The organism is Nocardioides lianchengensis, from assembly GCF_900101465.1.
Lineage (GTDB): Bacteria > Actinomycetota > Actinomycetes > Propionibacteriales > Nocardioidaceae > Nocardioides > Nocardioides lianchengensis.
In genome coordinates this window covers 340,105-362,833 of sequence record NZ_FMZM01000004.1, presented here as the reverse complement: position 1 = coordinate 362,833, position 22,729 = coordinate 340,105, and the positions used below count along the sequence as shown (strand labels likewise).

Annotated in this window: 20 protein-coding genes and 1 pseudogene; 14 read left to right on the top strand and 7 right to left on the bottom strand. The window is 72.7% G+C overall.

What is annotated here, in order from left to right; genetic code table 11:
• Nucleotides 1–2: 2 nt before the first annotated feature.
• Genes araB through araA form a run of 3 tightly spaced genes read left to right on the top strand, consistent with a single transcriptional unit; the run spans nucleotide 3 to nucleotide 3,905 of the window.
• A complete protein-coding gene (gene araB / locus BLT76_RS09625) occupies nucleotides 3–1,685 on the top strand; it encodes a ribulokinase (protein WP_090854370.1) in 1,683 nt (560 codons plus the stop codon).
• Nucleotides 1,682–2,359, top strand: a complete 678-nt coding sequence (locus BLT76_RS09620) for an L-ribulose-5-phosphate 4-epimerase (RefSeq protein WP_090854367.1) — start codon at nucleotides 1,682–1,684, stop codon at nucleotides 2,357–2,359. Before araB ends, BLT76_RS09620 begins: the two co-directional genes overlap by 4 nt.
• Before the next feature lie 43 nt (nucleotides 2,360–2,402).
• Nucleotides 2,403–3,905 (top strand): L-arabinose isomerase, encoded by a 1,503-nt coding sequence (gene araA / locus BLT76_RS09615; protein WP_090854364.1) that lies wholly within the window; start codon nucleotides 2,403–2,405, stop codon nucleotides 3,903–3,905.
• Between the two features lie 179 nt (nucleotides 3,906–4,084).
• On the opposite strand, the gene BLT76_RS09610 is transcribed toward araA, so the two are convergent.
• Entirely contained in the window at nucleotides 4,085–4,456 is a 372-nt protein-coding gene (locus BLT76_RS09610) for a winged helix-turn-helix transcriptional regulator (protein ID WP_090854361.1), read from the bottom strand.
• Between the two features lie 73 nt (nucleotides 4,457–4,529).
• Between BLT76_RS09610 and BLT76_RS09605 the strand changes: the two genes are divergently transcribed.
• From BLT76_RS09605 to BLT76_RS09590, 4 genes are all read left to right on the top strand, one after another.
• Nucleotides 4,530–4,910: a DoxX family protein gene (locus tag BLT76_RS09605; protein WP_244509344.1), complete on the top strand. Its 381-nt coding sequence runs from the start codon at nucleotides 4,530–4,532 to the stop codon at nucleotides 4,908–4,910.
• Nucleotides 4,911–4,978: 68 nt separating this feature from the next.
• On the top strand, nucleotides 4,979–6,265 hold the full coding sequence (locus tag BLT76_RS09600) for an O-acetylhomoserine aminocarboxypropyltransferase/cysteine synthase family protein (protein WP_090854358.1): 1,287 nt from the start codon (nucleotides 4,979–4,981) through the stop codon (nucleotides 6,263–6,265).
• Nucleotides 6,266–6,272: 7 nt separating this feature from the next.
• Nucleotides 6,273–7,349: a homoserine O-acetyltransferase MetX gene (metX, locus tag BLT76_RS09595; RefSeq protein ID WP_090854356.1), complete on the top strand. Its 1,077-nt coding sequence runs from the start codon at nucleotides 6,273–6,275 to the stop codon at nucleotides 7,347–7,349.
• Nucleotides 7,346–8,713, top strand: a complete 1,368-nt coding sequence (locus BLT76_RS09590) for an NAD(P)-binding protein (RefSeq protein WP_090854353.1) — start codon at nucleotides 7,346–7,348, stop codon at nucleotides 8,711–8,713. Before metX ends, BLT76_RS09590 begins: the two co-directional genes overlap by 4 nt.
• Nucleotides 8,714–8,899: 186 nt before the next feature.
• Here BLT76_RS09590 and BLT76_RS09585 read toward each other — a convergent pair whose 3' ends face one another.
• Nucleotides 8,900–9,940, bottom strand: coding sequence for an NAD(P)-dependent alcohol dehydrogenase (locus BLT76_RS09585; RefSeq protein ID WP_090854350.1), 1,041 nt, complete (start codon nucleotides 9,938–9,940; stop codon nucleotides 8,900–8,902).
• A gap of 56 nt (nucleotides 9,941–9,996) precedes the next feature.
• Here BLT76_RS09585 and BLT76_RS09580 point away from each other — a divergent pair, with 56 nt between their 5' ends.
• The 3 genes and pseudogenes from BLT76_RS09580 to BLT76_RS26335 form a co-directional block, all read left to right on the top strand.
• A complete protein-coding gene (locus tag BLT76_RS09580) occupies nucleotides 9,997–10,563 on the top strand; it encodes a TetR/AcrR family transcriptional regulator (RefSeq protein WP_090854347.1) in 567 nt (188 codons plus the stop codon).
• A gap of 231 nt (nucleotides 10,564–10,794) precedes the next feature.
• Nucleotides 10,795–11,961 carry a hypothetical protein gene (locus BLT76_RS09575; RefSeq protein ID WP_090854344.1) on the top strand — a complete coding sequence of 389 codons (1,167 nt, stop codon included), beginning with the start codon at nucleotides 10,795–10,797 and terminating at the stop codon, nucleotides 11,959–11,961.
• A gap of 34 nt (nucleotides 11,962–11,995) precedes the next feature.
• A pseudogene (locus tag BLT76_RS26335) lies at nucleotides 11,996–12,445 on the top strand (NAD(P)-binding domain-containing protein); the annotation flags it as partial.
• A 262-nt stretch (nucleotides 12,446–12,707) separates the two neighbouring features.
• Here BLT76_RS26335 and BLT76_RS09565 read toward each other — a convergent pair.
• Nucleotides 12,708–13,916 carry an MFS transporter gene (locus tag BLT76_RS09565; RefSeq protein ID WP_170866990.1) on the bottom strand — a complete coding sequence of 403 codons (1,209 nt, stop codon included), beginning with the start codon at nucleotides 13,914–13,916 and terminating at the stop codon, nucleotides 12,708–12,710.
• 71 nt (nucleotides 13,917–13,987) lie between these two features.
• Here BLT76_RS09565 and BLT76_RS09560 point away from each other — a divergent pair, with 71 nt between their 5' ends.
• Nucleotides 13,988–14,551, top strand: a complete 564-nt coding sequence (locus tag BLT76_RS09560) for a TetR/AcrR family transcriptional regulator (RefSeq protein ID WP_090854335.1) — start codon at nucleotides 13,988–13,990, stop codon at nucleotides 14,549–14,551.
• Here the strand turns inward: BLT76_RS09560 and BLT76_RS09555 are convergent.
• Nucleotides 14,538–15,791, bottom strand: a complete 1,254-nt coding sequence (locus BLT76_RS09555; protein ID WP_090854332.1) for a calcium-binding protein — start codon at nucleotides 15,789–15,791, stop codon at nucleotides 14,538–14,540. The genes BLT76_RS09560 and BLT76_RS09555 overlap by 14 nt on opposite strands.
• 82 nt (nucleotides 15,792–15,873) lie before the next feature.
• A complete protein-coding gene (locus tag BLT76_RS09550) occupies nucleotides 15,874–16,539 on the bottom strand; it encodes an AIM24 family protein (protein ID WP_090854330.1) in 666 nt (221 codons plus the stop codon).
• 125 nt (nucleotides 16,540–16,664) lie between these two features.
• On the opposite strand from BLT76_RS09550, the gene BLT76_RS09545 reads away from it, so the two are divergent.
• Nucleotides 16,665–17,963 (top strand): hypothetical protein, encoded by a 1,299-nt coding sequence (locus tag BLT76_RS09545; RefSeq protein WP_090854329.1) that lies wholly within the window; start codon nucleotides 16,665–16,667, stop codon nucleotides 17,961–17,963.
• A gap of 21 nt (nucleotides 17,964–17,984) precedes the next feature.
• On the opposite strand, the gene BLT76_RS09540 is transcribed toward BLT76_RS09545, so the two are convergent.
• Nucleotides 17,985–19,637 carry a DEAD/DEAH box helicase gene (locus BLT76_RS09540; RefSeq protein ID WP_244509343.1) on the bottom strand — a complete coding sequence of 551 codons (1,653 nt, stop codon included), beginning with the start codon at nucleotides 19,635–19,637 and terminating at the stop codon, nucleotides 17,985–17,987.
• A gap of 227 nt (nucleotides 19,638–19,864) precedes the next feature.
• On the opposite strand from BLT76_RS09540, the gene BLT76_RS09535 reads away from it, so the two are divergent.
• Complete coding sequence (locus tag BLT76_RS09535) at nucleotides 19,865–20,815, top strand: class II glutamine amidotransferase (RefSeq protein WP_090854323.1); 951 nt, start codon at nucleotides 19,865–19,867, stop codon at nucleotides 20,813–20,815.
• Between the two features lie 36 nt (nucleotides 20,816–20,851).
• Here the strand turns inward: BLT76_RS09535 and BLT76_RS09530 are convergent, their stop codons facing one another.
• Nucleotides 20,852–21,541: a hypothetical protein gene (locus BLT76_RS09530; RefSeq protein WP_139175463.1), complete on the bottom strand. Its 690-nt coding sequence runs from the start codon at nucleotides 21,539–21,541 to the stop codon at nucleotides 20,852–20,854.
• Between the two features lie 248 nt (nucleotides 21,542–21,789).
• Here BLT76_RS09530 and BLT76_RS09525 point away from each other — a divergent pair, with 248 nt between their 5' ends.
• A complete protein-coding gene (locus tag BLT76_RS09525; RefSeq protein WP_090854317.1) occupies nucleotides 21,790–22,260 on the top strand; it encodes a hypothetical protein in 471 nt (156 codons plus the stop codon).
• Nucleotides 22,261–22,729: the final 469 nt, after the last annotated feature.

Sequence of the window (22,729 nt, the reverse complement as noted above, 5' to 3'; positions counted from 1 at the left end):
CCATGTCCGACCAGTACGTCGTGGGCGTCGACTACGGCACGCTCTCGGGCCGTGCCGTCGTCGTCCGCGTCTCCGACGGGGCCGAGCTCGGCACCGGGGTGCACGAGTACCCGCACGCCGTCCTCGAGACGAGCCTGCCGAACGGCCGCCCGCTGCCCCCCGACTGGGCGCTGCAGGTGCCCGAGGACTACCGCGAGGTGCTGCGCGTCGCCGTACCCGCTGCGATCGCGGCCGCCGGCATCGACCCGGCCGACGTCGTCGGCATCGCCACCGACTTCACCGCCTGCACGATGGTGCCCTGCCTCGCCGACGGCACCCCCCTCGTCGAGACCGGGTACGACGACCGACCGCACGCCTACGTCAAGCTCTGGAAGCACCACGCCGCCCAGCCCCAGGCCGACCGGATCAACCGGCTGGCCGAGGAGCGGGCCGAGCCCTGGCTGCCCCGGTACGGCGGGCTGATCTCCTCGGAGTGGGAGTTCGCCAAGGGCCTCGAGCTCTTCGAGGAGGACCGCGACCTCTACGACCGGATGGAGCACTGGGTCGAGGCCGCCGACTGGATCGTCTGGCAGCTGTCGGGCGAGTACGTCCGCAACGCCTGCACCGCCGGCTACAAGGGCCAGCGCCAGGACGGCGCCTACCCGACCACCGACTACCTCGAGGCGCTCGCGCCCGGCTTCGGCTCGTTCGTCGAGGACAAGCTGGAGCACCGGATCGGCCAGCTCGGCGAGCAGGCCGGACGGCTCACCGAGGAGGCCGCCGCCTGGACCGGGCTGCCCGCGGGCATCGCGGTCGCGGTCGGCAACGTCGACGCCCACGTCACCGCCCCCGCCGCGCAGGCGGTCCGGGCCGGCCAGATGGTCGCCATCATGGGCACCTCCACCTGCCACGTGATGAGCGCCGAGGTGCTCCGCGAGGTCCCCGGCATGTGCGGCGTCGTCGACGGCGGGATCATCGCGGGATCCTGGGGCTACGAGGCCGGCCAGTCCGGCGTCGGCGACATCTTCGGCTGGTTCACGAAGTTCGGGGTGCCCGCGTCGTACGCCGAGGCCGCGGCGGAGGCGGGGGAGTCCCTGCACGAGCACCTGACCCGGCTGTCCGCCGTCCAGGAGGTCGGCGAGCACGGCCTGGTCGCGCTCGACTGGCACTCCGGCAACCGCTCGGTGCTGGTCGACCACGAGCTCTCCGGCCTGGTCATCGGGCAGACCCTGGCCACCCGGCCCGAGGACGTCTACCGCGCGCTGCTCGAGGCGACCGCCTTCGGGACCCGGGTGATCGTCGAGACCTTCCGCGACAGCGGGATCCCGGTCGAGGAGTTCATCGTCGCCGGCGGCCTGGCCAAGAACGCCCTGCTGATGCAGACCTACGCCGACGTCACCCGGCTGCCGCTGTCGATCATCGACTCCGAGCAGGGCCCGGCCCTCGGCTCGGCGATCCACGCCGCGGTCGCGGCCGGCTGCTACCCGGACGTGCCGACCGCGGCGAAGTCGATGGGCAAGGTGCGGCCGTCGGTCTACCTGCCCGACGAGACCCGCGCGCAGGCCTACGACCGGCTCTTCGAGGTCTACCTCGACCTGCACGACCACTTCGGCCGTCGGACCACCACGATGCGGCGCCTCAAGGCGCTGCGCCGCGACGCGGTCGCCCGCCGTACCTCCGAGGGCGCCGAGGGGGAGACCCGATGACGATCACTGCCGACGTCGCCGCGACGATCACGACCCTGCGGCGCGAGGTCTGCGCGCTGCACGAGCAGCTGACCCGCTACCGGCTCGTCGTGTGGACCGCCGGCAACGTGTCCGCCCGGGTGCCCGGCCAGGACCTGCTCGTCATCAAGCCGTCCGGCGTCTCGTACGACGACCTCACCCCCGAGAACATGGTCGTCTGCGACCTCCAGGGCCGGGTCGTCGAGGGGCAGCACGCGCCGTCCTCGGACACCGAGGCGCAGGCCTACGTCTACCGCGAGCTGCCGCACGTCGGCGGCGTGGTGCACACGCACTCGACGTACGCCACGGCGTGGGCGTCGCGCGGCGAGGCCGTGCCGTGCGTGCTGACCATGGGCGCCGACGAGTTCGGCGGCGAGATCCCGGTCGGGCCGTTCGCGATCATCGGCGACGACTCGATCGGCCGGGGGATCGTCGACACCCTGCGCGACCACCGCTCGCCGGCCGTCCTCATGCAGAACCACGGCGTCTTCACCATCGGCCCGACCGCGAAGGCCGCCGTGAAGGCCGCGGTGATGTGCGAGGACGTCGCCCGCACCGTGCACAAGGCGCGCCAGCTCGGCACGCCGCTGGCCATCGACCAGACCCACGTCGACTCCCTCTACGACCGCTACCAGAACGTCTACGGCCAGCGCTGACCGCGCGCTCGGTCCCGCTCCTCAACGGAAGGCAATCCCTCCCATGACCACCCCGACTCCCGAGGTCTGGTTCCTCACCGGCAGCCAGTCCCTCTACGGGCCCGAGACCCTCGACCAGGTCGCCGCCCAGAGCCAAGGCATCGCCGCCCGCCTCGACGCGACCTCCGACTTGCCGATCAAGGTCGTCTGGAAGCCCGTCCTGCTGGACGCCGGCTCCATCCACCGCCAGGTCCTGGCCGCGAACAGCGCGCCCGAGTGCGTCGGCGTGATCACCTGGATGCACACGTTCTCGCCGGCCAAGATGTGGATCGCCGGCCTCGACGCGCTGCAGAAGCCGCTGCTCCATCTGCACACCCAGGCCGGCATGGAGCTGCCGTGGTCGACCATCGACATGGACTTCATGAACCTCAACCAGGCCGCCCACGGCGACCGGGAGTTCGGCTACATCCAGTCGCGGCTCGGCGTACCGCGGAAGACGGTGGCGGGCCACGTCGACTCGCCCGTCGTCGCCGCGCGGATCGGCCAGTGGGCCCGGGCCGCCGTCGGCCGGCGCGAGCTGCGCCAGCTGAAGCTGGCCCGCTTCGGCGACAACATGCGCGACGTCGCGGTCACCGAGGGCGACAAGGTCGAGGCGCAGCTGCGCTTCGGGGTCTCGGTCAACACCTACGGCGTCAACGACCTCGTCGCGGTCGTCGACCAGGTCGCCGACGCCGACATCGACAAGCTGGTCACCGAGTACGCCGACACCTACGCCGTCGACGCCTCGCTGCTCCCGGGCGCCGAGCGCCACGAGTCGCTGCGGTACGGCGCCCGCATCGAGCTCGGCCTGCGCGCGTTCCTGGGCGAGGGCGGCTTCGGCGCGTTCACGACGAACTTCGAGGACCTCGGCGGCCTGCGCCAGCTCCCCGGCCTGGCCGTGCAGCGGCTGATGGCCGACGGCTACGGCTTCGGCGGCGAGGGCGACTGGAAGACGTCCGTGCTGCTGCGCGGCATGAAGGTGATGGCCGCCGGGCTGCCTGGCGGCACGTCGTTCATGGAGGACTACACCTACCACCTGGTCCCCGGCGAGGAGAAGATCCTCGGCGCCCACATGCTCGAGGTCTGCCCGACCATCACCTCCGCCCAGCCGTCCCTGGAGATCCACCCCCTCTCCATCGGCGGCCGCGAGGACCCGGTCCGCCTCCGCTTCACCGCCGACCCCGGCCCCGCCGTCGTCGCCGGCCTCTCCGACCTCGGCGACCGGTTCCGCCTCACGGTCAACGAGATCGACGTCGTGGAGCCCGACGCGGCGCTGCCGAACCTCCCCGTCGCCTGCGCCGTCTGGGAGCCCCGCCCCTCGCTCGCCACCTCCGCCGAGTCCTGGCTGATGGCCGGCGCCCCGCACCACACGGTGCTGTCGAAGGCCATCGGCGTCGAGATCCTCGAGGACTTCGCGGAGATGACCGGGGTCGAGCTCGTCACCATCGACGCCGACACCACCCCGCGGTCCTTCCAGCGCGAGCTGCGCTGGAACGCCGCCTACCACCGGCTGGCCAGCCGGCTCTGATCACGGCTCGGGCCGGTCCTTGATCCGCCGGCCCGAGTCGTCTCCAGGGGGCGGGGTGAGTTTTATCGGCTAGCCGACGAACCTCACGCCGGGACGACAAAGGTTCATCGTCCAGGCGTGAGTTTTATCGGCTAGCCGATAAAACTCACCCGGCCACCCCGGCCCACCCCGCGGCGGCCTCAGCGCTCGTCGTACGACGCCCGGCTGGCGTCGACGTCGCGGTTGTGGGCGACCGCCCACTCGGCGAGCGCGACGGCCGGGCCGAGCAGGGTGCGGCCGAGCGGGGTGAGCTCGTACTCGACCCGCGGCGGCACCTCGCCGTACGACGTCCGCGACACCAGGCCGTCGCGCTCGAGCTGGCGCACGGTGCGGGTGAGCATCCGCTGCGAGATGCCGCTGACCCGCTGCTGGAGCTCGGAGAACCGCAGCCGCTCGCCGTCGAGCGTCGCGACCACGAGCAGCGACCAGGTGTCGCCGATCCGGTCGAGGACCGCCCGCACGGCACGCCCGCCGTCGCCGCGGATCAGGCAGGTCTTCTCGTAGGCCGTCACGGTGCCTCCTCCTCGATCAGGCACACCGGTGTGCCTTTTGTACGCCCCTCGATTCTGCTCCAGCATCCGTCCCATGGACCCCATGGACCCCGTGGACATCGCGTACTGGATCGTGGCCGGCCTGCTGGCGGCCTTCTACCTCTACTCCGGCGGGCTGAAGGTCGTCCGCAGCCAGGAGCAGCTGGCGCCGATGATGGGCTGGGTCGACACGATCCCGATGCCCCTCGTCCGCGCGGTCGGGGCCGTCGAGGTGTTGGGAGCGCTCGGCCTCGTGCTGCCGCCGCTCACGGGTGTCGCGCCGGTCCTGGCCCTGGTCGCCGCGCTCGGCTTTCTGGTCCTGCAGCTGCTGGCCACCGCCCTGCACCTCTCGCGCGGCGAGGCCCGGGTGACGGGCCTGAACGCCGTCCTGGTCGTGCTCGCGGGCGTGGTCGCCTGGCTCGCGACCACCTGGTGAGCAGGCTTATTGTCCACTAACTAACTCTGCTTTATGTTGAATCGACCCCGACTCAACGAGGAGCACCCGTGTCGCACCGTCCCGAGACCCTGGCCGTCCACGCAGGTCAGGAGGAGCACGACCCCACGACCAACGCGCGGGCCGTGCCGATCTACCAGACCACGTCCTACGTCTTCAACGACACCGAGCACGCCGCGAACCTGTTCTCGCTGGCCGAGCCCGGCAACATCTACACCCGGATCATGAACCCGACCCAGTCGGTCTTCGAGGAGCGGATCGCCCAGCTCGAGGGCGGTGTCGGGGCCCTGGCGACGGCGTCCGGCTCGGCGGCGACGACGTACGCCGTCCTCAACCTGGCTGGCACGGGCGACAACATCGTGGCCCTCTCGACCCTGTACGGCGGGACGTACGCGCTGTTCGCGCACACGCTGCCGCAGTTCGGCATCACGGTGCGGTTCGTCGACCCGGAGGACCCGGCCGCGCTGAGGGACGCCGTCGACGACCGGACCCGGCTGGTCTTCGCCGAGACCATCGGCAACCCCAAGATCAACGTCGTCGACATCCGCGCGTGGGCCGACGCGGCGCACGCGCAGGGCCTGCCGCTGATCGTCGACAACACCGCGCCGACGCCGCTGCTGGCCCGGGTCTTCGACCACGGCGCGGACGTGGCGGTGCACTCCGCGACCAAGTACATCGGCGGCCACGGCACCTCCATCGGCGGCGTCATCGTCGACTCGGGCAACTTCGACTGGGCGGCGCACGCAGAGCGGTTCCCGGGCCTCACCGGGCCGGACGCGGCGTACCACGGCGTCGTGTGGACCGAGGCCGTCGGCAACCTGGCCTACATCATCCGCGCCCGCACGGTCCTGCTGCGCAACACCGGCGCCGCGATCACCCCGATCAACTCGTGGCTCTTCCTGCAGGGCCTGGAGACCCTCCCGCTGCGGATCGAGCGGCACAGCGAGAACGCGCTGCGGGTGGCCGAGTTCCTCGCCGGCCACTCCGAGGTCTCGTGGGTCAGCTACCCCGGCCTGCCCGACAGTCCCTACAAGGCGGTGGCCGACCGGATCTTCACCGGCCGCGGGTACGGCGGGCTCGTCAGCTTCGGCGTGAAGTCCGGACGCGACGGAGGCAAGCGGTTCATCGAGGCGCTCCAGCTCTTCTCCCACCTGGCCAACATCGGCGACGCGAAGTCGCTGGCCATCCACAACGCGACCACCACCCACTCGCAGCTGACGCCCGACGAGCTCGAGGCGGCCGGCGTGCCGGAGGACGGCGTCCGGCTCTCGGTCGGCATCGAGCACGTCGAAGACCTGATCGCCGACCTCGAGCAGGCGTTGGCCGCCAGCAAGTGACCGAGTCGTGAGCAGCACCCCGGAGCGGGTCGTCCTCGCCACCGAGGACGACCCGCTCACCCTCGAGCACGGCCGCCGCCTCGACCACGTCGAGGCCACCTACGAGACCTGGGGCGAGCTCGCGCCGGCCCGCGACAACGTCGTCTTCATCGCGCACGCCCTCACCGGCGACGCCCACGCGGCCGGCCCCGGCGGCTGGTGGGAGAACCTGATCGGCCCCGGCCGGGCGATCGACACCGACCGCTTCCACGTGGTCTGCCCCAACCTGCTCGGCGGCTGCCGCGGTACGACGGGCCCGTCGTCGCCCGACCCGGCCACCGGCGCGCCGTACGGACTGGACTTCCCGCTGCTGACCGTCCGCGACCTGGTCGCCGTCCACCGCCGGCTGCTGCGCCACCTCGGCGTCGACCGCCTGCACGCCGCGATCGGCGGCTCGCTCGGCGGGATGCAGGTGTTGCAGTGGGCGATCGACGACCCGGCCGCGATCGAGCGGGCCGTCGTGGTGGCCGCGTCGTCGCGGCTCTCGGCCCAGAACATCGCCTTCTCCGCCGTCGCCCGCGACGCCATCCTGCGCGACCCCGACTTCCACGACGGCCGGTACGCCGAGCGCGGCGTACGGCCCGATCGGGGCCTGGCCGTGGCCCGACGGATGGCCCACATCACCTATGTCTCCGAGGAGTCGCTGGAGGCCAAGTTCGGCCGCGAGCGGCTCGCCGACGGGCCGCCGCGGCACGGCACCGACTTCCAGGTCGAGGCCTACCTCGACCACCAGGCATCGGTCTTCCTGGAGCGCTTCGACGCGCTGTCCTACCTCTATCTCACCCGGGTCATGGACTACTTCGACCCGTTCGCCGACCCCGCCGCGGCCGCCCGCGCCGGCTCCGGCGGCACCCGGTTCCTGGTCGTCTCCTTCGACACCGACTGGCGCTTCCCGACGGCCCACTCCCGCCGGATCCACGAGCACCTCGCCGCCGCCGGCACCCCCAGCGAGCACGTCGAGCTCCGCTCACCCTGGGGCCACGACTCGTTCCTGCTCCAGCCGGCTGGCTACCACGACCTGGTCGGTGCTTTCCTGAGTCGGTGACCCGCATCGACGCCGACTACCTGGTCGTCGGGGCCGGCGCCTCCGGCCTGGCCTTCACCGACGCGCTGGTCGACCACGATCCGCGCGCCCGGGTCGCGCTGGTCGACCGCCGGACCGGTCCCGGCGGCCACTGGCGCGAGGCGTACCCGTTCGTCCGCCTGCACCAGTCGTCGACCTTCTACGGCGTCGCGTCGACCCTGCTCGGTGGCGGCCGGATCCAGACCGCGGGCCCCGAGGCCGGTCTGCACGAGCGGGCCGACCAGCCCACCATCCAGGCCTACTACGACGACGTCCTCGAGCGCCTGGTCGGCACCGGCCGGGTCGAGCTGCTGACCGGCAGCGAGTACGACGACCGCACGGTCGTCGCGCAGGAGACCGGGGCGCGGTCCGTCGTACCCGACGGGTGCCGGGTGGTCGACGCCCGCTACCTCGCCCCCGACATCCCGGCCGAGACGCCGCCACGGTTCGCCGTCGACGGCGTGCGGGTGATCCCGGTCAACGACCTGCCGCGGGTGGAGGACGACCCGAGCCAGTACGTCGTCGTCGGGTCCGGCAAGACCGCCACCGACGCCGTGGTCTGGCTGCTCGGCCGCGGCGTCGACCCGGACGCGATCTGCTGGGTGCGCCCGCGCGACCCGTGGATGCTGGACCGGGCCCAGATCCAGCCCGACCCGGCCGTCTACCTCGCGATGGTCGCCGACCTGATGGGTGCCGCCGCCACCGCCCCGTCCCTGGACGCGCTCTTCCTCGCCCTGGAGGACGCCGGGATCATGATGCGGATCGACCGGTCGGTGACCCCGACGATGGCCAAGGCGCCCACCCTCGGCCGCTGGGAGCTCGACCTGCTCCGCACCGTCGAGCACGTCGTCCGCCTCGGCCACATGCTGTCGGTCCGCCCCGGTCGCCTCGAGCTGGAGCGCGGCACGGTCGCCCTCGCCCCCGACGCCCTCGTCGTGAACTGCGCCGCCGACGGCCTGAAGCTGCCCCCGCTCGTCCCGATCTGGCGCCCGGACGTCATCACCATCCAGCCGGTCCGCGCGGGCTTCCCGTGCTTCGGCGCCGCGCTCACCGGGTACGTCGAGGCGACCCGCGCCGACGACGCCGACAAGAACCGGATCGCCCCGCCCTCGTCGTACGGCAACACGCTGGTCGACTGGGCCCGGATGAACGTCCTCGGCTCCCGCGCCACCGCCGCCTTCAACGCCGAGCCCGACATCCGCGACTGGGCGAACCGCGTCCCCCTCAACCCCGCCCGCATCCCGCCCGACCACCCCGGCTCCCCGGCACTCGACGACGCCCTCGCCCGCCTGTCCGCCACCACCGCCCCGGCCATGGAACGGCTCGCTCAGCTCGCCGGTGGCTGAGCAGGTCGCGCAGCGACCCTGTCGACCCCCCTGCACCCGACTGCCGACCTCGATCGGGGTCGCTTGTCGGCTGCGGGGGTTTCGACACGCTCAGGCGCCAGAGCGCCTTCGCTGCTCAACCACCGGCCGGTGGTTGAGCAGGTCGCGCAGCGACCGTGTCGAAACCCCCGCACCCGACCGCCGACCTCAGCCCAGGTCGGCCAGATCCAGCACGAACCGGTAGCGCACGTCGTTCCGTCCCAACCGCTCCAAGGCGGTGCCCACCTCCCGAGAGGGCACCACCTCCACGTCCGCGGTGATCCCGTGCTCCCCACAGAAGTCGAGCAGCTCCTGGGTGTGCGGCCGCCCGCCGCTGCCGCCGGAGGCGAGGCTCTTGCGTCCGATGAGCAGCGCCATCGTCTCGATGTCGATCGGCCCGAGGTGGCCGACCGAGCAGAGGGTGCCGTCGAGCGCGACGACCCCGAGGTACGGCGTGAGGTCGTGCGCGGCCGAGACCGTGTCGACCACCAGGTCGAGCGAGTTCGCCACTGCGGCCATCGCGGAGGGATCGGTGGAGACGACCACGTGGTCCGCCCCGAGGGCCCGCGCGTCGTCGGCCTTGCCGGGGGAGGTGGTGAAGACGGTGACCTGCGCGCCGAGGGCGTGCGCGAGCTTGACCGCGAGGTGCCCGAGTCCGCCGAGCCCGACCACGCCGACCCGGGAGCCCGGGCCGACCTGCCAGCGCCGCAGCGGCTCCCACACGGTGATCCCGGCGCACATCAGCGGGGCGACGGCAGCCGGGTCGAGGCCGGCCGGCCGGTGGTAGACGAAGCGGTCGCGGACGACGTACTCGCCGGAGTAGCCGCCCAGCGTGCGCGAGCCGTCCACGCGGTCGCGGCCGCCGTACGTGAGGGTCGGGAACTCGGCGCAGAAGTTCTCCTGCCCGGCCACGCACATCGCGCAGACCCCGCAGGAGTCGACAATGTTGCCGACCGCGACCGGGTCGCCGACCGCGAACTCGGTGACGGACGCGCCGACCGCGGCGACCTCGCCCACGAACTCGTGCCCCGGTACGACGGGGAACGCGTTCGGGTCCTGGCTGCTCACGGCGTGCAGGTCGGTGTGGCAGACCCCGCAGTGGGTCACTCGCACCGCCACGTCGTCGGGGCGCAGCTCGCGCCGCTCGACGGTGACCAGCTCGAGCCCGCTGCCGGGGGCCGCCGCCTGGAAGGCCTGGATGCTGCGCATTTCGTCTCCTCAAAACCAACTGGTTAGTTACTTTTGTCCAACGTAACCTACGACCCATGACGGGCAAGGGCGAGGCGACCCGCCAGCGGATCCTGGCCGCGGCCACCGAGGAGTTCGCGCAGCACGGCATCGCCGGCGCCCGGGTCGACCGGATCGCCGCTGCGGCCAGCACCAACAAGGCCCAGCTCTACGCCTACTTCGGCGGCAAGGACCGGCTCTTCGACGCCGTCTTCGAGGTCTCGATGCAGAGCATCATGGAGATCGTCCCGATCTCGCCCGACGACCTCGCCGACTGGGCGGTCCGCCTCTACGACGAGTACGTCGAGCGCCCCCAGCTGATCCGCCTCGCCACCTGGGCCCGCCTGGAGCGCACCCCCATCGGCCACCTCATGGACAACGAGCGGCGCGAGGGTCCCAAGCTCGCCGGCATCGCCTCCGCTCAGGAGTCCGGCGCCGTCGCCCCCGCCGACCCCTTCGACGTGATGGCCATGGTGATCGCCATGTCGATGGCCTGGTCGCCGGTCAGCAACGTGTACGCCGCCACCGCCGACGAACCGAAGCGCGTGCACGAGCAGCGCCGCGCCTTCCTGCGCGAGACCGTCCGTCGCGCGTTCGCGCCCTGACCCGCGTCGTACACCGACGGGCACAAGTGGCCGCGGGAGCCGCCCGCCAGGCTCAGGGGCGGCGCGCGAGGACGACTTGTGTCCGTTCGGGTACGACGCCCCCGCGGGTCAGCGGGATCCGGTCTGCGTCCTGACGCCCGCGCGGCTCGGCCGGGTTGTCGCGAAAGCAGCGCGTGCGGGCGGTCGACGGACTACGGTGCCGGACACGTCACGTGTCATGGAGGTCTCATCGTGAGTCGTACAACCCGGATCCTGGTCGGCGCGCTGTCGATCGCGCTGCTCGGCGGAACGGCGTACGCCGTTCCGCCGCCGGCTCGGGCGGTCGTCGAGCCCGGTGACTGGTACGCCTTCGGCGTCGAGGCCACCGGCGCGGTCGAGCTCGCCGCGGAGCCGCTCGTGTCCGGCGGGCCGGAGACCGACCAGGGGATGGCGGTCACCGACGTCGGCGACCTCGAGGGGCGGGTCGAGGCCACGGACGCCGAGGTCTCCCTGTCGCAGACCCGGGTCGCGAGCTCGCTGGGGTACCTCCACCTCTTCCCCGACACCGACGCCGAGGTCGAGCTGGCGGACCTCGAGACCGTGGCCACCACGAGCGGCGTCGTCGTGCGCTCCGAGGGCGGGACGGTCCTCGGGCACCCGGTCCCCGCCGGACCGATCGCCCCGGGCACGTCGTACGAGCTCGAGGGCACGAGCACCGTCGTCCACCTCGCGGTCACGGAGACCGACGCCTCCGGGCTCACCGTCGTCCGAGGTCTGGTCCTCACCAGCCCCGACGACCTGGAGACCACGGTCACGGCGGCCGCGATCGCCGTCGGCGAGCTCCAGGCTCCGCCGGTCCTGGCGCCGACCACGGTCGCCGCGACGCAGGTGCGCTCCGCGGTCTGGGGGACGCCGACCGCCCTGAGCATCCGCACCACCGGTGCGAGCGCCGGCAGGGTCTTCATCCGGCAGGGGCGCGGCATGATGGCGTCGGCCGCCGTCGTCGGCGGGCGGGCCAGCCTGCGGCTGCCGGCCTGGCTCGGGGCCGGACGGAACTCGCTCGAGGTCGTCTTCCAGCCCGACTCCGAGGCTGCGGCAGTGAGCAGCACCACCGCCGTGGTCCGGGTCGCCCAGCTCCGTCCGCGCCTGTCCGTCCGGGCCTCCGGTCCGCGCCTGCGGGTGCAGATCGGCGGCCTGCCGCACTGGTCGGTGGCGCCGCACGTCGTCTGGGTCAAGGTCTACGACCAGGCCCGCCCGCACCGGCTGCTCACGCTGAAGCAGGCGGTCGGCTCCCGGGTCCGGCTCACCGTCCCCGGGCTGTCGCCGGGGCGGCACCGGCTGCGTGTCGAGATCCCCGGCACCGAGAGCGTCAACATCAAGAGGACGGTGCGGAAGGTCCGCGTCCGCGTCCGCCCTTGACCTCAAGCGAGGTTGAGCTCCTAGCGTCGAGGACATGACCACCACCGCCGTCCTCGGGACGGGCGCGATCGGCACCGCGGCCGGCTCGGCCCTGCTGCGCGCCGGGTACGACGTCGTCGCCTGGAACCGCACGCCGGACCGCGCCCACGCCCTCGTGAGCGCCGGTGCCCGGCGGGCCGTCTCGGCCGCCGAGGCCGTCGATGTCTCGGCGCTGGTCCTGGTCGCCGTCACCGACCAGGCCGCCCTCGGCGACGTGCTCGAGGCTCTCGACGATCTGACCGGCACGGTCGTCGTCGGTCTCTGCACCGGCACCCCGTCCCAGGTGGCCATGAACGACCGGCGGGTGCGCGAGCGCGGCGGGATCCTCCTCGGCGCCGGGGTCCGGTCGTCGCCGGACGCCTACGCGAGCGGGGCCGGGAGCCTGCTGGTCAGCGGCCCGCGGCCGTCGTACGACGAGCACCGCGCCGCGCTCGACCTCCTCGGCGACGTGCGCTGGGTGGGCGAGCAGCCGCAGGCGGCGGCCACGCTCGACCTCGTCCTCTTCGGTCTCTGGTACGACGCCCAGCTCGGACTGCTCCGCGCGGTCGGGGCGCTGGCCGCTGCGGGCGTGGACCCGGCCGGCCTGGTCCCGGACCTCGCCGCGCAGCTCGACCACGTGCGGGCCGACGTCGCGCCCGCGATCGACCAGCTCCGCACGCGGAGCTTCCCGCGCGGTCCCGCGGACCTGCGCGAGCACCTCGTGCTGCTCAGCAGCCTCCGCGGGGAGCGGCTGCTGCCGCTCGGCGACGGCGGTCTCGGTCCCGTGGTGGAGCGGCTGCAGGAGCTGGTCGACGCAGGTCGCGGCGGCGAGGGCCTGACCGCCCTCCTGGACGCCTGATCCCGGCCGCGGCGGCGACGCCCGTGACCGCGGCCGCGAGCAGGAAGGCGGCGGTCGTGCCCCTCGCCTCGACCACGCCGCCCGCGGCCGACGAGCCGACGGCCTGGCCGAGCACGAGCGTGACGAACAGCAGCGCCGTACCCGGTCCCGCCCGCTCCGGCACCACCCGTCCGGCCCAGGCGATGAGCGCGGACGTCGCCGCCACGAACCCCCACCCGAACACCGTGCACGCCACGATCGCCACCGCCAGCCGCTCGGCCGCCAGTCCGAGCGCGGCCGTCGCGGCTGCGGTGGCGACCGCGGTGACCAGCCAGGCCAGCTCTGGACGCCGGTCGCTGAGCGCGCGCGCCGTCGCGACCGTGAGCGTGCCGCCGAGGCCGAGGGCGACCCAGGCCAGCGTCGACGCCGCGTCGCTGGCCCCGCGGTCCACCAGCAGCGTCCGCCCGTAGGTCCACACCACCGCCGACCCCGCTCCCAGCAGCAGTGCCGCCGCGGCCGGTACCGCGAGCCCGCGCACCCATCCGTACGACGCCCCGCCCGCCGCCGTCGCGCGGCCGGGGCCGCCCCGGTCGAGCAGCAGGACCCCGACCCCGACCGCCGCGGTCACGACCGCGCTGACCGTGAGCCCGACCCGCCAGTGGGGGAGCAGGACCAGCGCCAGCGCCCCGGCGGCGACCAGCCCGGGACCGGTCCCGGCGTTGACGGCGGCCTGCGCGCGGTCGCGCCGTACCTCGGTGACGTTGCGCTCCACGACGACCACGAGCGCCGGCGACGCGAGCCCGGCCCCGCTGGAGGCGAGGACGGCCGAGGCGGCGAAGAGCGGTACGGCGCCCGCGACCGCCATCCCGATCGACCCGATCGACGCGGTCGCCAGCGCGGCCACCACCAGCGCCCGCGCGTGCCGGGGCGCGGCCAGCCCGCAGAGTGCGCCGACGCAGTAGGCGACCGAGGCGCCCGACGAGATCCGCCCCGCGACCGCGTCGCCCATGGCCAGCGACTCCTGGACGTCCGGCAGGAACAGCCCGTACGCCAGCCGCACCAGCCCGTAGGTGCTCGCGATCAGCCCCGTGGCCACCACGATCAGCGCGGTTCCTCGGCGTACCTCAAACGAAAACGGGCGTTTCACTTTGCCGAGTCTAGGCTGACGGGGTGGCGACCCGCGACAGCACCCGCACCAAGCTCCTGGACGCGGCCGACGAGCTCCTCTTCACCCGCGGCGTCGTGGCCACCCCGGTCGACGCGATCCTCGAGCGCGCGGGTGTCTCGCCCGCCACCCTCTACCGCGCCTTCGGCAGCAAGGAGGGCCTGGTCGCCGCCGTCCTCGACCGCCGCCACCGGGAGTGGATCGCCGTCTGGGACGCCTGTGTCGCCCGCGCGACCGACGACCGCGGCCGGCTGCTCGCCGTCCTCGATGCCCTCGACGAGTTCCAGCGGCGCCCCGACGCCGCCCGCTGGTGCGCCTTCCTCGGCACCGCCGCCGAGTACGCCGACCCGCCCGCCGTCCTCGCCGCCGCGATCCAGCAGGACTCCGACTCGATGCGCGCCCGGCTGACCGCGCTCGCCGAGCCGCTCGCCGGGTCCGGTGCGCCCGCGCTCGCCGACGCGCTCGTCCTCGTCGTCTCGGGTCACCTGGCCCTGGGGCTGCGCGGCGTCGGTGCGGACGGGACGGCCGTCGCGAGGTCGGTGGCCGAGGCCCTGGTCAGCAGGACCTGACCCGCTCCGCCTGGCAGCGGTCGCGCCCGGGGCCGCCGTCGGCCCGGTCGCTCCCCCGTCCTCCGATGAGCACGTCGCGCCCACCGCGGCCGGCCAGGACGTCGTTCCCGCCCTTGCCCTCGATCACGTTGCGTCGGCCATCGCCGCGGATAACCTCGGCCGTGGGGGTGCCGAGGACGTTCTCCAGGGACCGCAGGCGCGCCCGGGCCGCGGCTGCGCGGTAGCGACGAGCGGCGAGGTCGACCCGCGACCGGTTCTCGACCAGGACCAGGGTGTCGCGACCCGTGCCTCCGTCGAGGAACGAGCGGGCGCAGACCTTCGGGCAGCGCTCCTGCTCGACCGTGTACGCCGTCGCGGGCTGGAGACGATCGGGGCCCGGTCCGCCCAGCAGGCGGACCGCCACCGGCCGCTCGCCGCCCTCGTCGAAGTCGTTCCCGCTGCTCAGGACGTCGGCGCCCTCGCCGCCGTGCGCGGCGCCGCCGGTCTCGAGGTTGATCCGGTCGTCGCCGGGGCCGCCGAAGACGTCCGCGCTCGCAACCGCCGCCTCGTCGTCGCCCGGGCCGAGCTCGATCCGCGCGTGCCGGCCCGTCACCGTGTCGTCGCCCGCTCCGGTCCGGACCACGTCGCGGTCCTTCTTCGTGCCTCGCCTGGGGAAGTAGCCCGTGTCGAAGACGTCGTCGCCGGCCGAGCCGACGAAGAGGTCGCGGTGGTTGCTGCCCTGAACGTCGTGGATGCCGACCAGGGTGTCGATGTCCGGGCCCTCCGCCACGGTGCCGAGGTCGAGGCGGACCACCACTCCGGTCGTCGACTCGAGGTAGTCGGCGCGGGTCTTCGTAGCGGGACCACCGACGATCCGGTCGTCGCCCGGACCGCTGCGCACCCAGGTCTCCTTCAGGTATCCGTCGACGCTGGTCGGCCCGATCTCGTCGATGATCGTGTCGTGGCCCGCTCCGGCGAGGACCGCCGAGTTCGTCAACGCGGTGCTGCAGATCAGGTCGTCGCCCCCCTTCGCGTCCACGCGGACCCCGTCGAAGCCCGCGGTGCTGATCACGTCGGCACCCGCCGTACCGTCTAGCCGCTGGCCGTCCTCGGTCGCGACCAGCGTCGGGGTCTGTCCCGAGCAGCTCGGGACGGCGGCGTACGCGCCCGGTGTCGGTGCGCTCAGCAGCGCGACGGTGAGCCCCGTGGTGACGAGGGCTGCCGTCCCTGCGAAGAGCGTGCGTGAGGGGTGGACGGTCATGGCTTCTCCCGATGTCGGCGACCTGGTCACACCGTCTGATGCTCGGGCGGAGCGATCGGTTCGCCGCCGACCTCGGCGGGGCTCAGTGCGAGTGCGTCGGCACCGTCCGGCCCTCGCTGGCCTGGACGACGACGAACCCCTGCCCGCTGAACGCGAGCTGGAACGCCTCGCCGGAGCCGCGCCCGATGAGCGCGCCGGCCCCCGCCGTACGTCGGACCGCCGTGGTGAGGGAGGACGACCAGGCCACGGCCGACTGGATGTCGGCGTACGTCGGGGCGTCGACGTTGAGCACGACCGGCTCGCCGTGGGTGGTGATGGCGACGGTGCCGGTCCCGGTGAAGGTGGTGTTGAAGACGCCGCCGGCCATCATCGACGCGCCCTCGACGCGCTTGATGTCCCAGGCCAGCGTGCTGTCGAAGGCCAGGACGTTCCTGCCGTTGACCGTGAGGGAGTCGTTGTCGAGGTTGACCAGGTGGACCTCGGAGGCGTCGTCGGCGAAGAAGACGTCACCGCGGCCGGTGACCTTCATCAGCGGCAGGCCCTCGCCGGTGATGGCCTTCTTCAGGAACTTCCCCATGCCGCCGGAGCCCTGGTAGGCGAAGTCGACCTGGCCCTGGTAGGCGATCATCGCGCCCTGCCGCGCCATCACCTCGCCGTCGAGCGCGACCCGCAGCATCCGGGGGTTCTGCAGCCCGAACCGGTCACCGCTGGTGGACTCGAGGTTGGTGCCGAACAGGTCGCTGCGCATGGGTCTCCTTGGGTCGTCGTGGGTTGCCAGAAGACTAGGCGGCGCGCCCAGCCGACTCTGGGTGACGGTGGGTCGCGAACCGATCGGCGTCCGGGTGCATCGGACCTGGCATGAGGACCTTCCCCGTGACCGGATCCACCCCGCGCCGTACCCGATCCGCGCTGCCCGCCATGGCTCTCGCGACGGCCGGCGTCGTCGTCTCAGCCGGCCTGGTCGCGACGGGTTCGGCCGCCCCGGCGTCGGCGGCGGTCGAGATGTGCCAGGGTCGGGTCGCCACCATCGTGGCCACCGAGCGCGACCAGGAGCTGACGGGCACCGACGGCCCGGACGTCATCAGCACCGCGGGCGAGTATCAGGTCCAGGTCGACGGCCGGGGCGGCGACGACCTGATCTGCACGCGCGCCGGCACCAGCGCCCGGGCGAGCGGTGGCGCAGGAGACGACACCCTGGTGGACTCCGTGGGCCCGCTCGACGAGAACCTGGCCGGCAACTCCACCTACCTCCTGGGCGGTGCGGGAGACGACCGGATCGTCGGCGTTCCCGGCATCCCCAACACCGTCGCCGCCTACGCGACGATCGCCGACTTCAGCGATGCCACCGACGCCGTCACCATCCGTCTCGACGCCGGTGTCGCGACCGGTGGCGGAGCCGGGCGGGACGAGCTCGAGGGGATCACCGCCGCCAGCGGCAGCTACTACGCGGACACGTTCATCGGCTCGTCCGGCGCCGACTACTACGACACCGGCAATCACCCGGACGGCCGGACGAAGGCCCTGGACGACGTGCGGACCGGAGCCGGTGACGACGAGGTCAAGGGGATCCGGGGATCGGTGCGCCTGGGCGCCGGTGACGACGAGGCCGACCTGGACATCTCGCGGATCTGGGGCGAGGCGGGTGACGACGTACTGAACATCAGCATCAAGGGCTTCGCCCGCGGCGGCAGCGGCAACGACACCGTCACCGGCTCCTCGGACTACGAGTACAACTTCCGGCCGACGCACACCTGGGTGCGCACGTACGGCGGATCGGGAGCCGATGTCATGCTCCTGCCCGGCGTCGTCGCCGAGGGCGACCCCTCGTGCCCGGAGGTCTGCGGCCGGGGTTCGGTCGACGGCGGCTCCGGCATCGACCGGCTGCATCTGGGCTCGGACCCCTCGGTCGTCGACCTGGCGGCCGGCACCGGCAGGAGCCGCGCCGGGCGGGGGCGGCTGCGGTCCATCGAGCGGGTGATCGGCAGCAACTACGGCGACATCCTGCGCGGCAGCGCGCGGGACGACGTCCTCAGCGGCGGCGGAGGTCGCGACGTCCTGATCGGTCGCGGCGGCGACGACCTCCTGATCGGCGGCGAGAGCAGCCGCGACCGTGCCGACGGCGGCCCCGGTCGGGATCGGTGCCGGCAGGTCGAGATCCGCCGGTCGTGCTGATCCCCTGACGCCTGCTCCTCGTCAGGTGCCGTCGTCGGTCAGCGTGGTGGCCGGCAGCCAGTCGGCCCCGAGCAGATGGGCGACGTCGGCGAGCCCGGCGGTGTCGCTGCCCACCGTGTCGGACGCGGCGGCGATCCGCTCCACCATCACCCGGCCGACCTGCTCCTCGACGGTGCCCTCGGCGTACGCGATGTGCCACGGCGAGACCTGGTGGTCACGGTGGGTGCGACCGGTCACCTGCCGCGCGGCGATGCCGGAGAAGCGGGCCTGGTGGAAGACGCCGACCCGCGGCTGCGTGCTCGCCTGTCGGCCGTCGGCGAGGGTCTCGCCGGCGTGCAGGCTGATCGAGGCGACCGTGGTGAAGACGCAGACCCTCGCCTCCCCGGTCTGGAACCGGAGCCGCTCGGCCTCGGCGTCGAACCGGTCGCGGCCATAGATCGTGGCCACGTCGAGGCCGGAGTCCCGCAGCCGGTCCGCGATGGGGTCGGCGGCGGTGCTGACGAACTCGACCGAGCACGCCACCTGCCGCTCGGCCTCGACCTGCTGGGCGATCCACGCGACCGTCGAGTCGACCCGGATCAGCCCGGCCTTCTGCCGGAAGCGCAGCAGCGCGGCCCGCCCCTTCACGACGTTCCGGCCACGCCGCGCCAGGTCCATCTCGCGGCAGAACTCGCCCCACTCGGCGTCGTACGACGCCCGCTCCGCCGGCGTGAGCGCCACCGGCATGCCGGAGATCGGCACCGGCCCCCACGGCGCGGCGCGGTGCAGCATCGCCGGAGGCCGCTCGTCGGCGAGCCAGCCGCGCACCAGCTTCAGGTCCGCCGCGCGGCGCGCCGGATCCGTGGTCCAGCTCGCGCCGTACCGTCCCGGCTCCACGCCGACCCCGTGCCGCTCGAGCGCCGCGGTGAACGTGGGCCCGGGCTGCGTCGCCGAGGTCCACTCCTTCATCGGCTCGCCGAGCACCTGCGCGTAGGCGGGCGCGAGGTAGGGCAGCTCCAGCGGCGTGTGCCCCGGCGTCGCGGTCGTCGCGATGACGAACGGCGCCCGGTCGTGCGCCCGCCCGTGCCCCGAGACCTTGGCCCACAGCTTCCACCGCTTCGTCGTCGTACGACCCAGCGCGTGGGCCTCGTCCGCGATGATCACATCCCAGTCGTGGTCCGCGACCTTCTCCAGCCGGTCCCAGGTGATCACCACCCACTCCAGCCCGCCGTCGCCCAGCGCCGCGATCGTCCGGCACCAGTGCCCGATGGTGATCGCCGCCGGCCGGTCGGCCACGACGAGCACCTTGTGCGCCCCGCGGAGGTCGCCCACCGTGATCGCGCCGAGGACCGCGGAGATCGTCTTGCCCACCCCGGGTTCGTCGGCCAGCAGGAACATCCGCCCGCCGGCCGCCGCCCGCTCCGCGATCGCGTCCGCCGCCTCGAACTGGATCCTCCGCGGCTCGAACGCGTCGGTCGCCTCGGGGGCCGGCGTCGGATCGTCGGGGTTGAGCGTGTTCTCGACGAACCGCCCCAGCGTGTACGGCCCCGGCGCGTACGGCGCGAGGTGCGCCGGCAGCGTTTGGCCGACGTACAGGTGGGTCTTGACCGCCGGGTGCCAGGTGGCGCCGTCGACCTGGGTTCCGTACGGGACGTCGAGCACCCACAGCCGCTCGCCCGGCCCGGCCTCGGGCAACGGGCGCTGCTGTCCCTTCCCGCTCCTCCGCGGTGACGAGCCGCGGCGGCCGGCACTGGATCGGCGGCGACTGGACACCCCCGGACGCTATCGGGGCGTCCGCGGTGATCAGGGCTGGCTCGCCCGAGTCCCGCGGGACCTTCCTGGGCGCAGGAGCGGCGCAACGACGTCCGGTCCGCCCGTAGGGTGGCGACGCTCCGGGACGCCGACGTCAGTGAGGGAAGTACATGTGCCGAGTGCTCGCCTACATCGGACCCGAGATCCCGCTCGAGGAACTGCTGCTGACGCCGTCGAACAGCCTGGTCAACCAGGCCCTCGACCCTGAGCACTACCCGGATCTGCAGCTGGCCGGCTGGGGCTTCGGGCTCTGGAGCGAGCACCTGCTGAAGCCGGAGGACCCGTTCATCTACCGACGGCCCATGGCCGCCTTCTACGACGACAACGCCGAGCGCATCATCCCGAGCCTGCGGGCGAGCACGATGCTCGGCCACGTGCGCGCGGCCCTCTACAACTCGTCGACCGTCCTGGTCGACGAGAACTGCCACCCCTTCTCCTTCGAGGAGACCCCCTGGATCGTCGCCCAGAACGGCGAGCTGCCGAACTGGATGCTCCTGCAGCGGGAGCTGCTGCAGCACTGCGAGGACAGGTACCTGAAGCAGATGCGGGGCACGACGGACACGGAGTTCCTCTACGTGCTCCTGCTCTCCCTGCTCGACGGCAACAGCGACGAGGACGTCCGACGCGCGTTCGAGAAGATGGTTCGCCACATCGCCCAGGCGATGAAGGACCTCGACCTCCCCGGCCTGACCAAGCTGAAGATGGCCCTGGTCTCGCCGAACCGGATCATCGGGGTCAACGTCGGTCTCGGCCACCAGGGCGAGACCAACCCGGCGGGCGACTGGAAGAAGCTGCGAGAGGCCGCTCCGGGCACGGACGACTTCGCCCTCTCGATGGTCCTGGAGCCGATGTACCTGCTGACAGGGCGACACGTTCCGAGCGACGACACGTCCTTCGACTTCGAGGCGTGCGAGGTGGGCGAGGCGACGGCCGCCATCTTCGCCTCCGAGGCCCTGACGGAGGACGCCGAGGGCTGGTCGTACGTCGAGTTCGGCCAGATGGTGTTCCTCGAGAACAGGGCGGGGCAGATCACCAAGACCGTCAGCACGCTGTCGGTGTAGGTGCGCCCGGCGTGGTCACCAGGGACCACGCCGCGGTCAGCCCTGCACGAGCGCGATCAGGACGATCACCAGGAGAAGGGCAGCAACCGAGCCGAAGCCGACCGCCAGCGCGAACGTCAAGGGACGGCGCTCACGGAAGCTCATCGCACCCGGTATCGCCTCGTTCACCTGCCGCGCCGTGCTGACGTGGTCGGCGACGTGACCGTTGGCGGCCTCCGTCACCGCCCTGAGGTCGTCCGTGTCCCAGTCGCTTCCGGCGACGCGGACCTGCTGGCTGCTGTCCGCGATGAACAGCTGCAGCGTCTTCGGCGGGAACACTCCTCCGTACGGAGGCGCGGTCGGCTCGACCCACGACAGCAGCGCGGTCAGGGTGGGGTCGCTGCGGTCGAACGTGGTCGACCTGCCCCGACGGTCGACGTGCGTCACGGTCTCGGGTGTCACGGTGAGGGAGCTGTTGGTGAACAGCATCCGATTGCGGACCGACAGCACCGCGACGATCGGTGCGGCGATGAGCCCGGCCACTGCGAACAGCCCGCCGTACACCAGCAGTGCGTAGCGCCGGTCGTCGGCGGACAGCACCCCGGCGGTGGCACCGCCGATCAGCAGCAGCGACGGCAGGACCGCGATGTACCGGAGCCGCGTGTTCTCCTCCTGCTGGCTGGCGCGCGACGGACGGTACGTCGCCACGCGTGGTGGCGGATCGTGTCGCCTGCGGCGGAAGAACATCGTGCACCTGGTCAATCGTCGAAGGGCAGGATCATCGTGACACTCGCCGTCTCCTCGTTCAGCGTCTGAGGGGAGTGTCGAGCTGTACGCCTGTGTTGCCCCGCGCGTGACGTGGTGGTCCAGAAGTACGAGCACGGGGCAACCGCCGATGCTCATCATCGTCTCCTGCGACATTCCTCCTCCGCGGCAGTCGACCGACCGTCACCTCCTCCGGACACCGTGCCGGAGACCGGTGCGAGGATGCGTCAATGAGCTGGGGAGATGTCTGGGTCAACGGGGACAAGGTTCGACCCGGGATAGACGCCACCGGCCCACGGGCGCCGTGGATCCCGGCCGGCCTCATCTCGTCGGAGGCGCGGGCGTTCGTCGAGGCGATGCAGTTGCTGCGAAGGACCCGCGGTGCGCACGCCCGGGCGGTCGAGTTCGACCTCCATGTCACCTCGTCCGCAGTGAGCAAGGGGCGCGCCGGTACCGGGAAGGCCGTCGTCGGCTTCGAGCCGGACGGGTTGTGGCTAGCGGTGGACGTGACGCCGGCGGGGGGCCTCCCGGAGGAGGCTTGCTTCGTGGTGTTCACGCAGCGCGTGCACGTCGTCGCCGGGGCCCGGCGGGCCGCCGAGCGCGGTACGACGGGCCGCCCACGGGCGACCATCCCGCTTCGCGGTCGCGCGCGATCCCGCGAGAGCGCCCTCGAGTGGGCTCACCAGGCGGCTCGAGACTGACCGAGGGAGTCGGCGGCGAGATCGCCGACTGGATCCGACAGACACCCGGGGCGCTAAAGGTCTGGTGGGACCGGCTGGCAGCGACGTAAGCGGCGGATAGACGCAGCGCCGACGCAGTCGCTACCGTTTGCTCCTACATGAGCCGTCGAGCTCGTAGCCGGGCACATCGCACGTGAGGCGAGGACCCAGGCACTGGGTTGGATATGGGTCGGCCGGGCGTCCAGATGAAGGACGCTCAACATGCCCAACTGCATGAAGGTCACCTACCTAAATCACGCCGAGTCCCTCGTCGCCCTCCGAGCCATCGCTAGCAAGCAGGCACGTCGAGGGCGGCCAGTGCCGAAGGGCGTCTATCTGTGCTCTCCGTGCGGCGGTTGGCATCTAACCTCGCGACGAGGAATCCAGGCCCCGCCCTGGAGCCCGCGTCCAAAGGGGCGCTGAACGCGGCGGAATGACGTGCGTCAAGTGC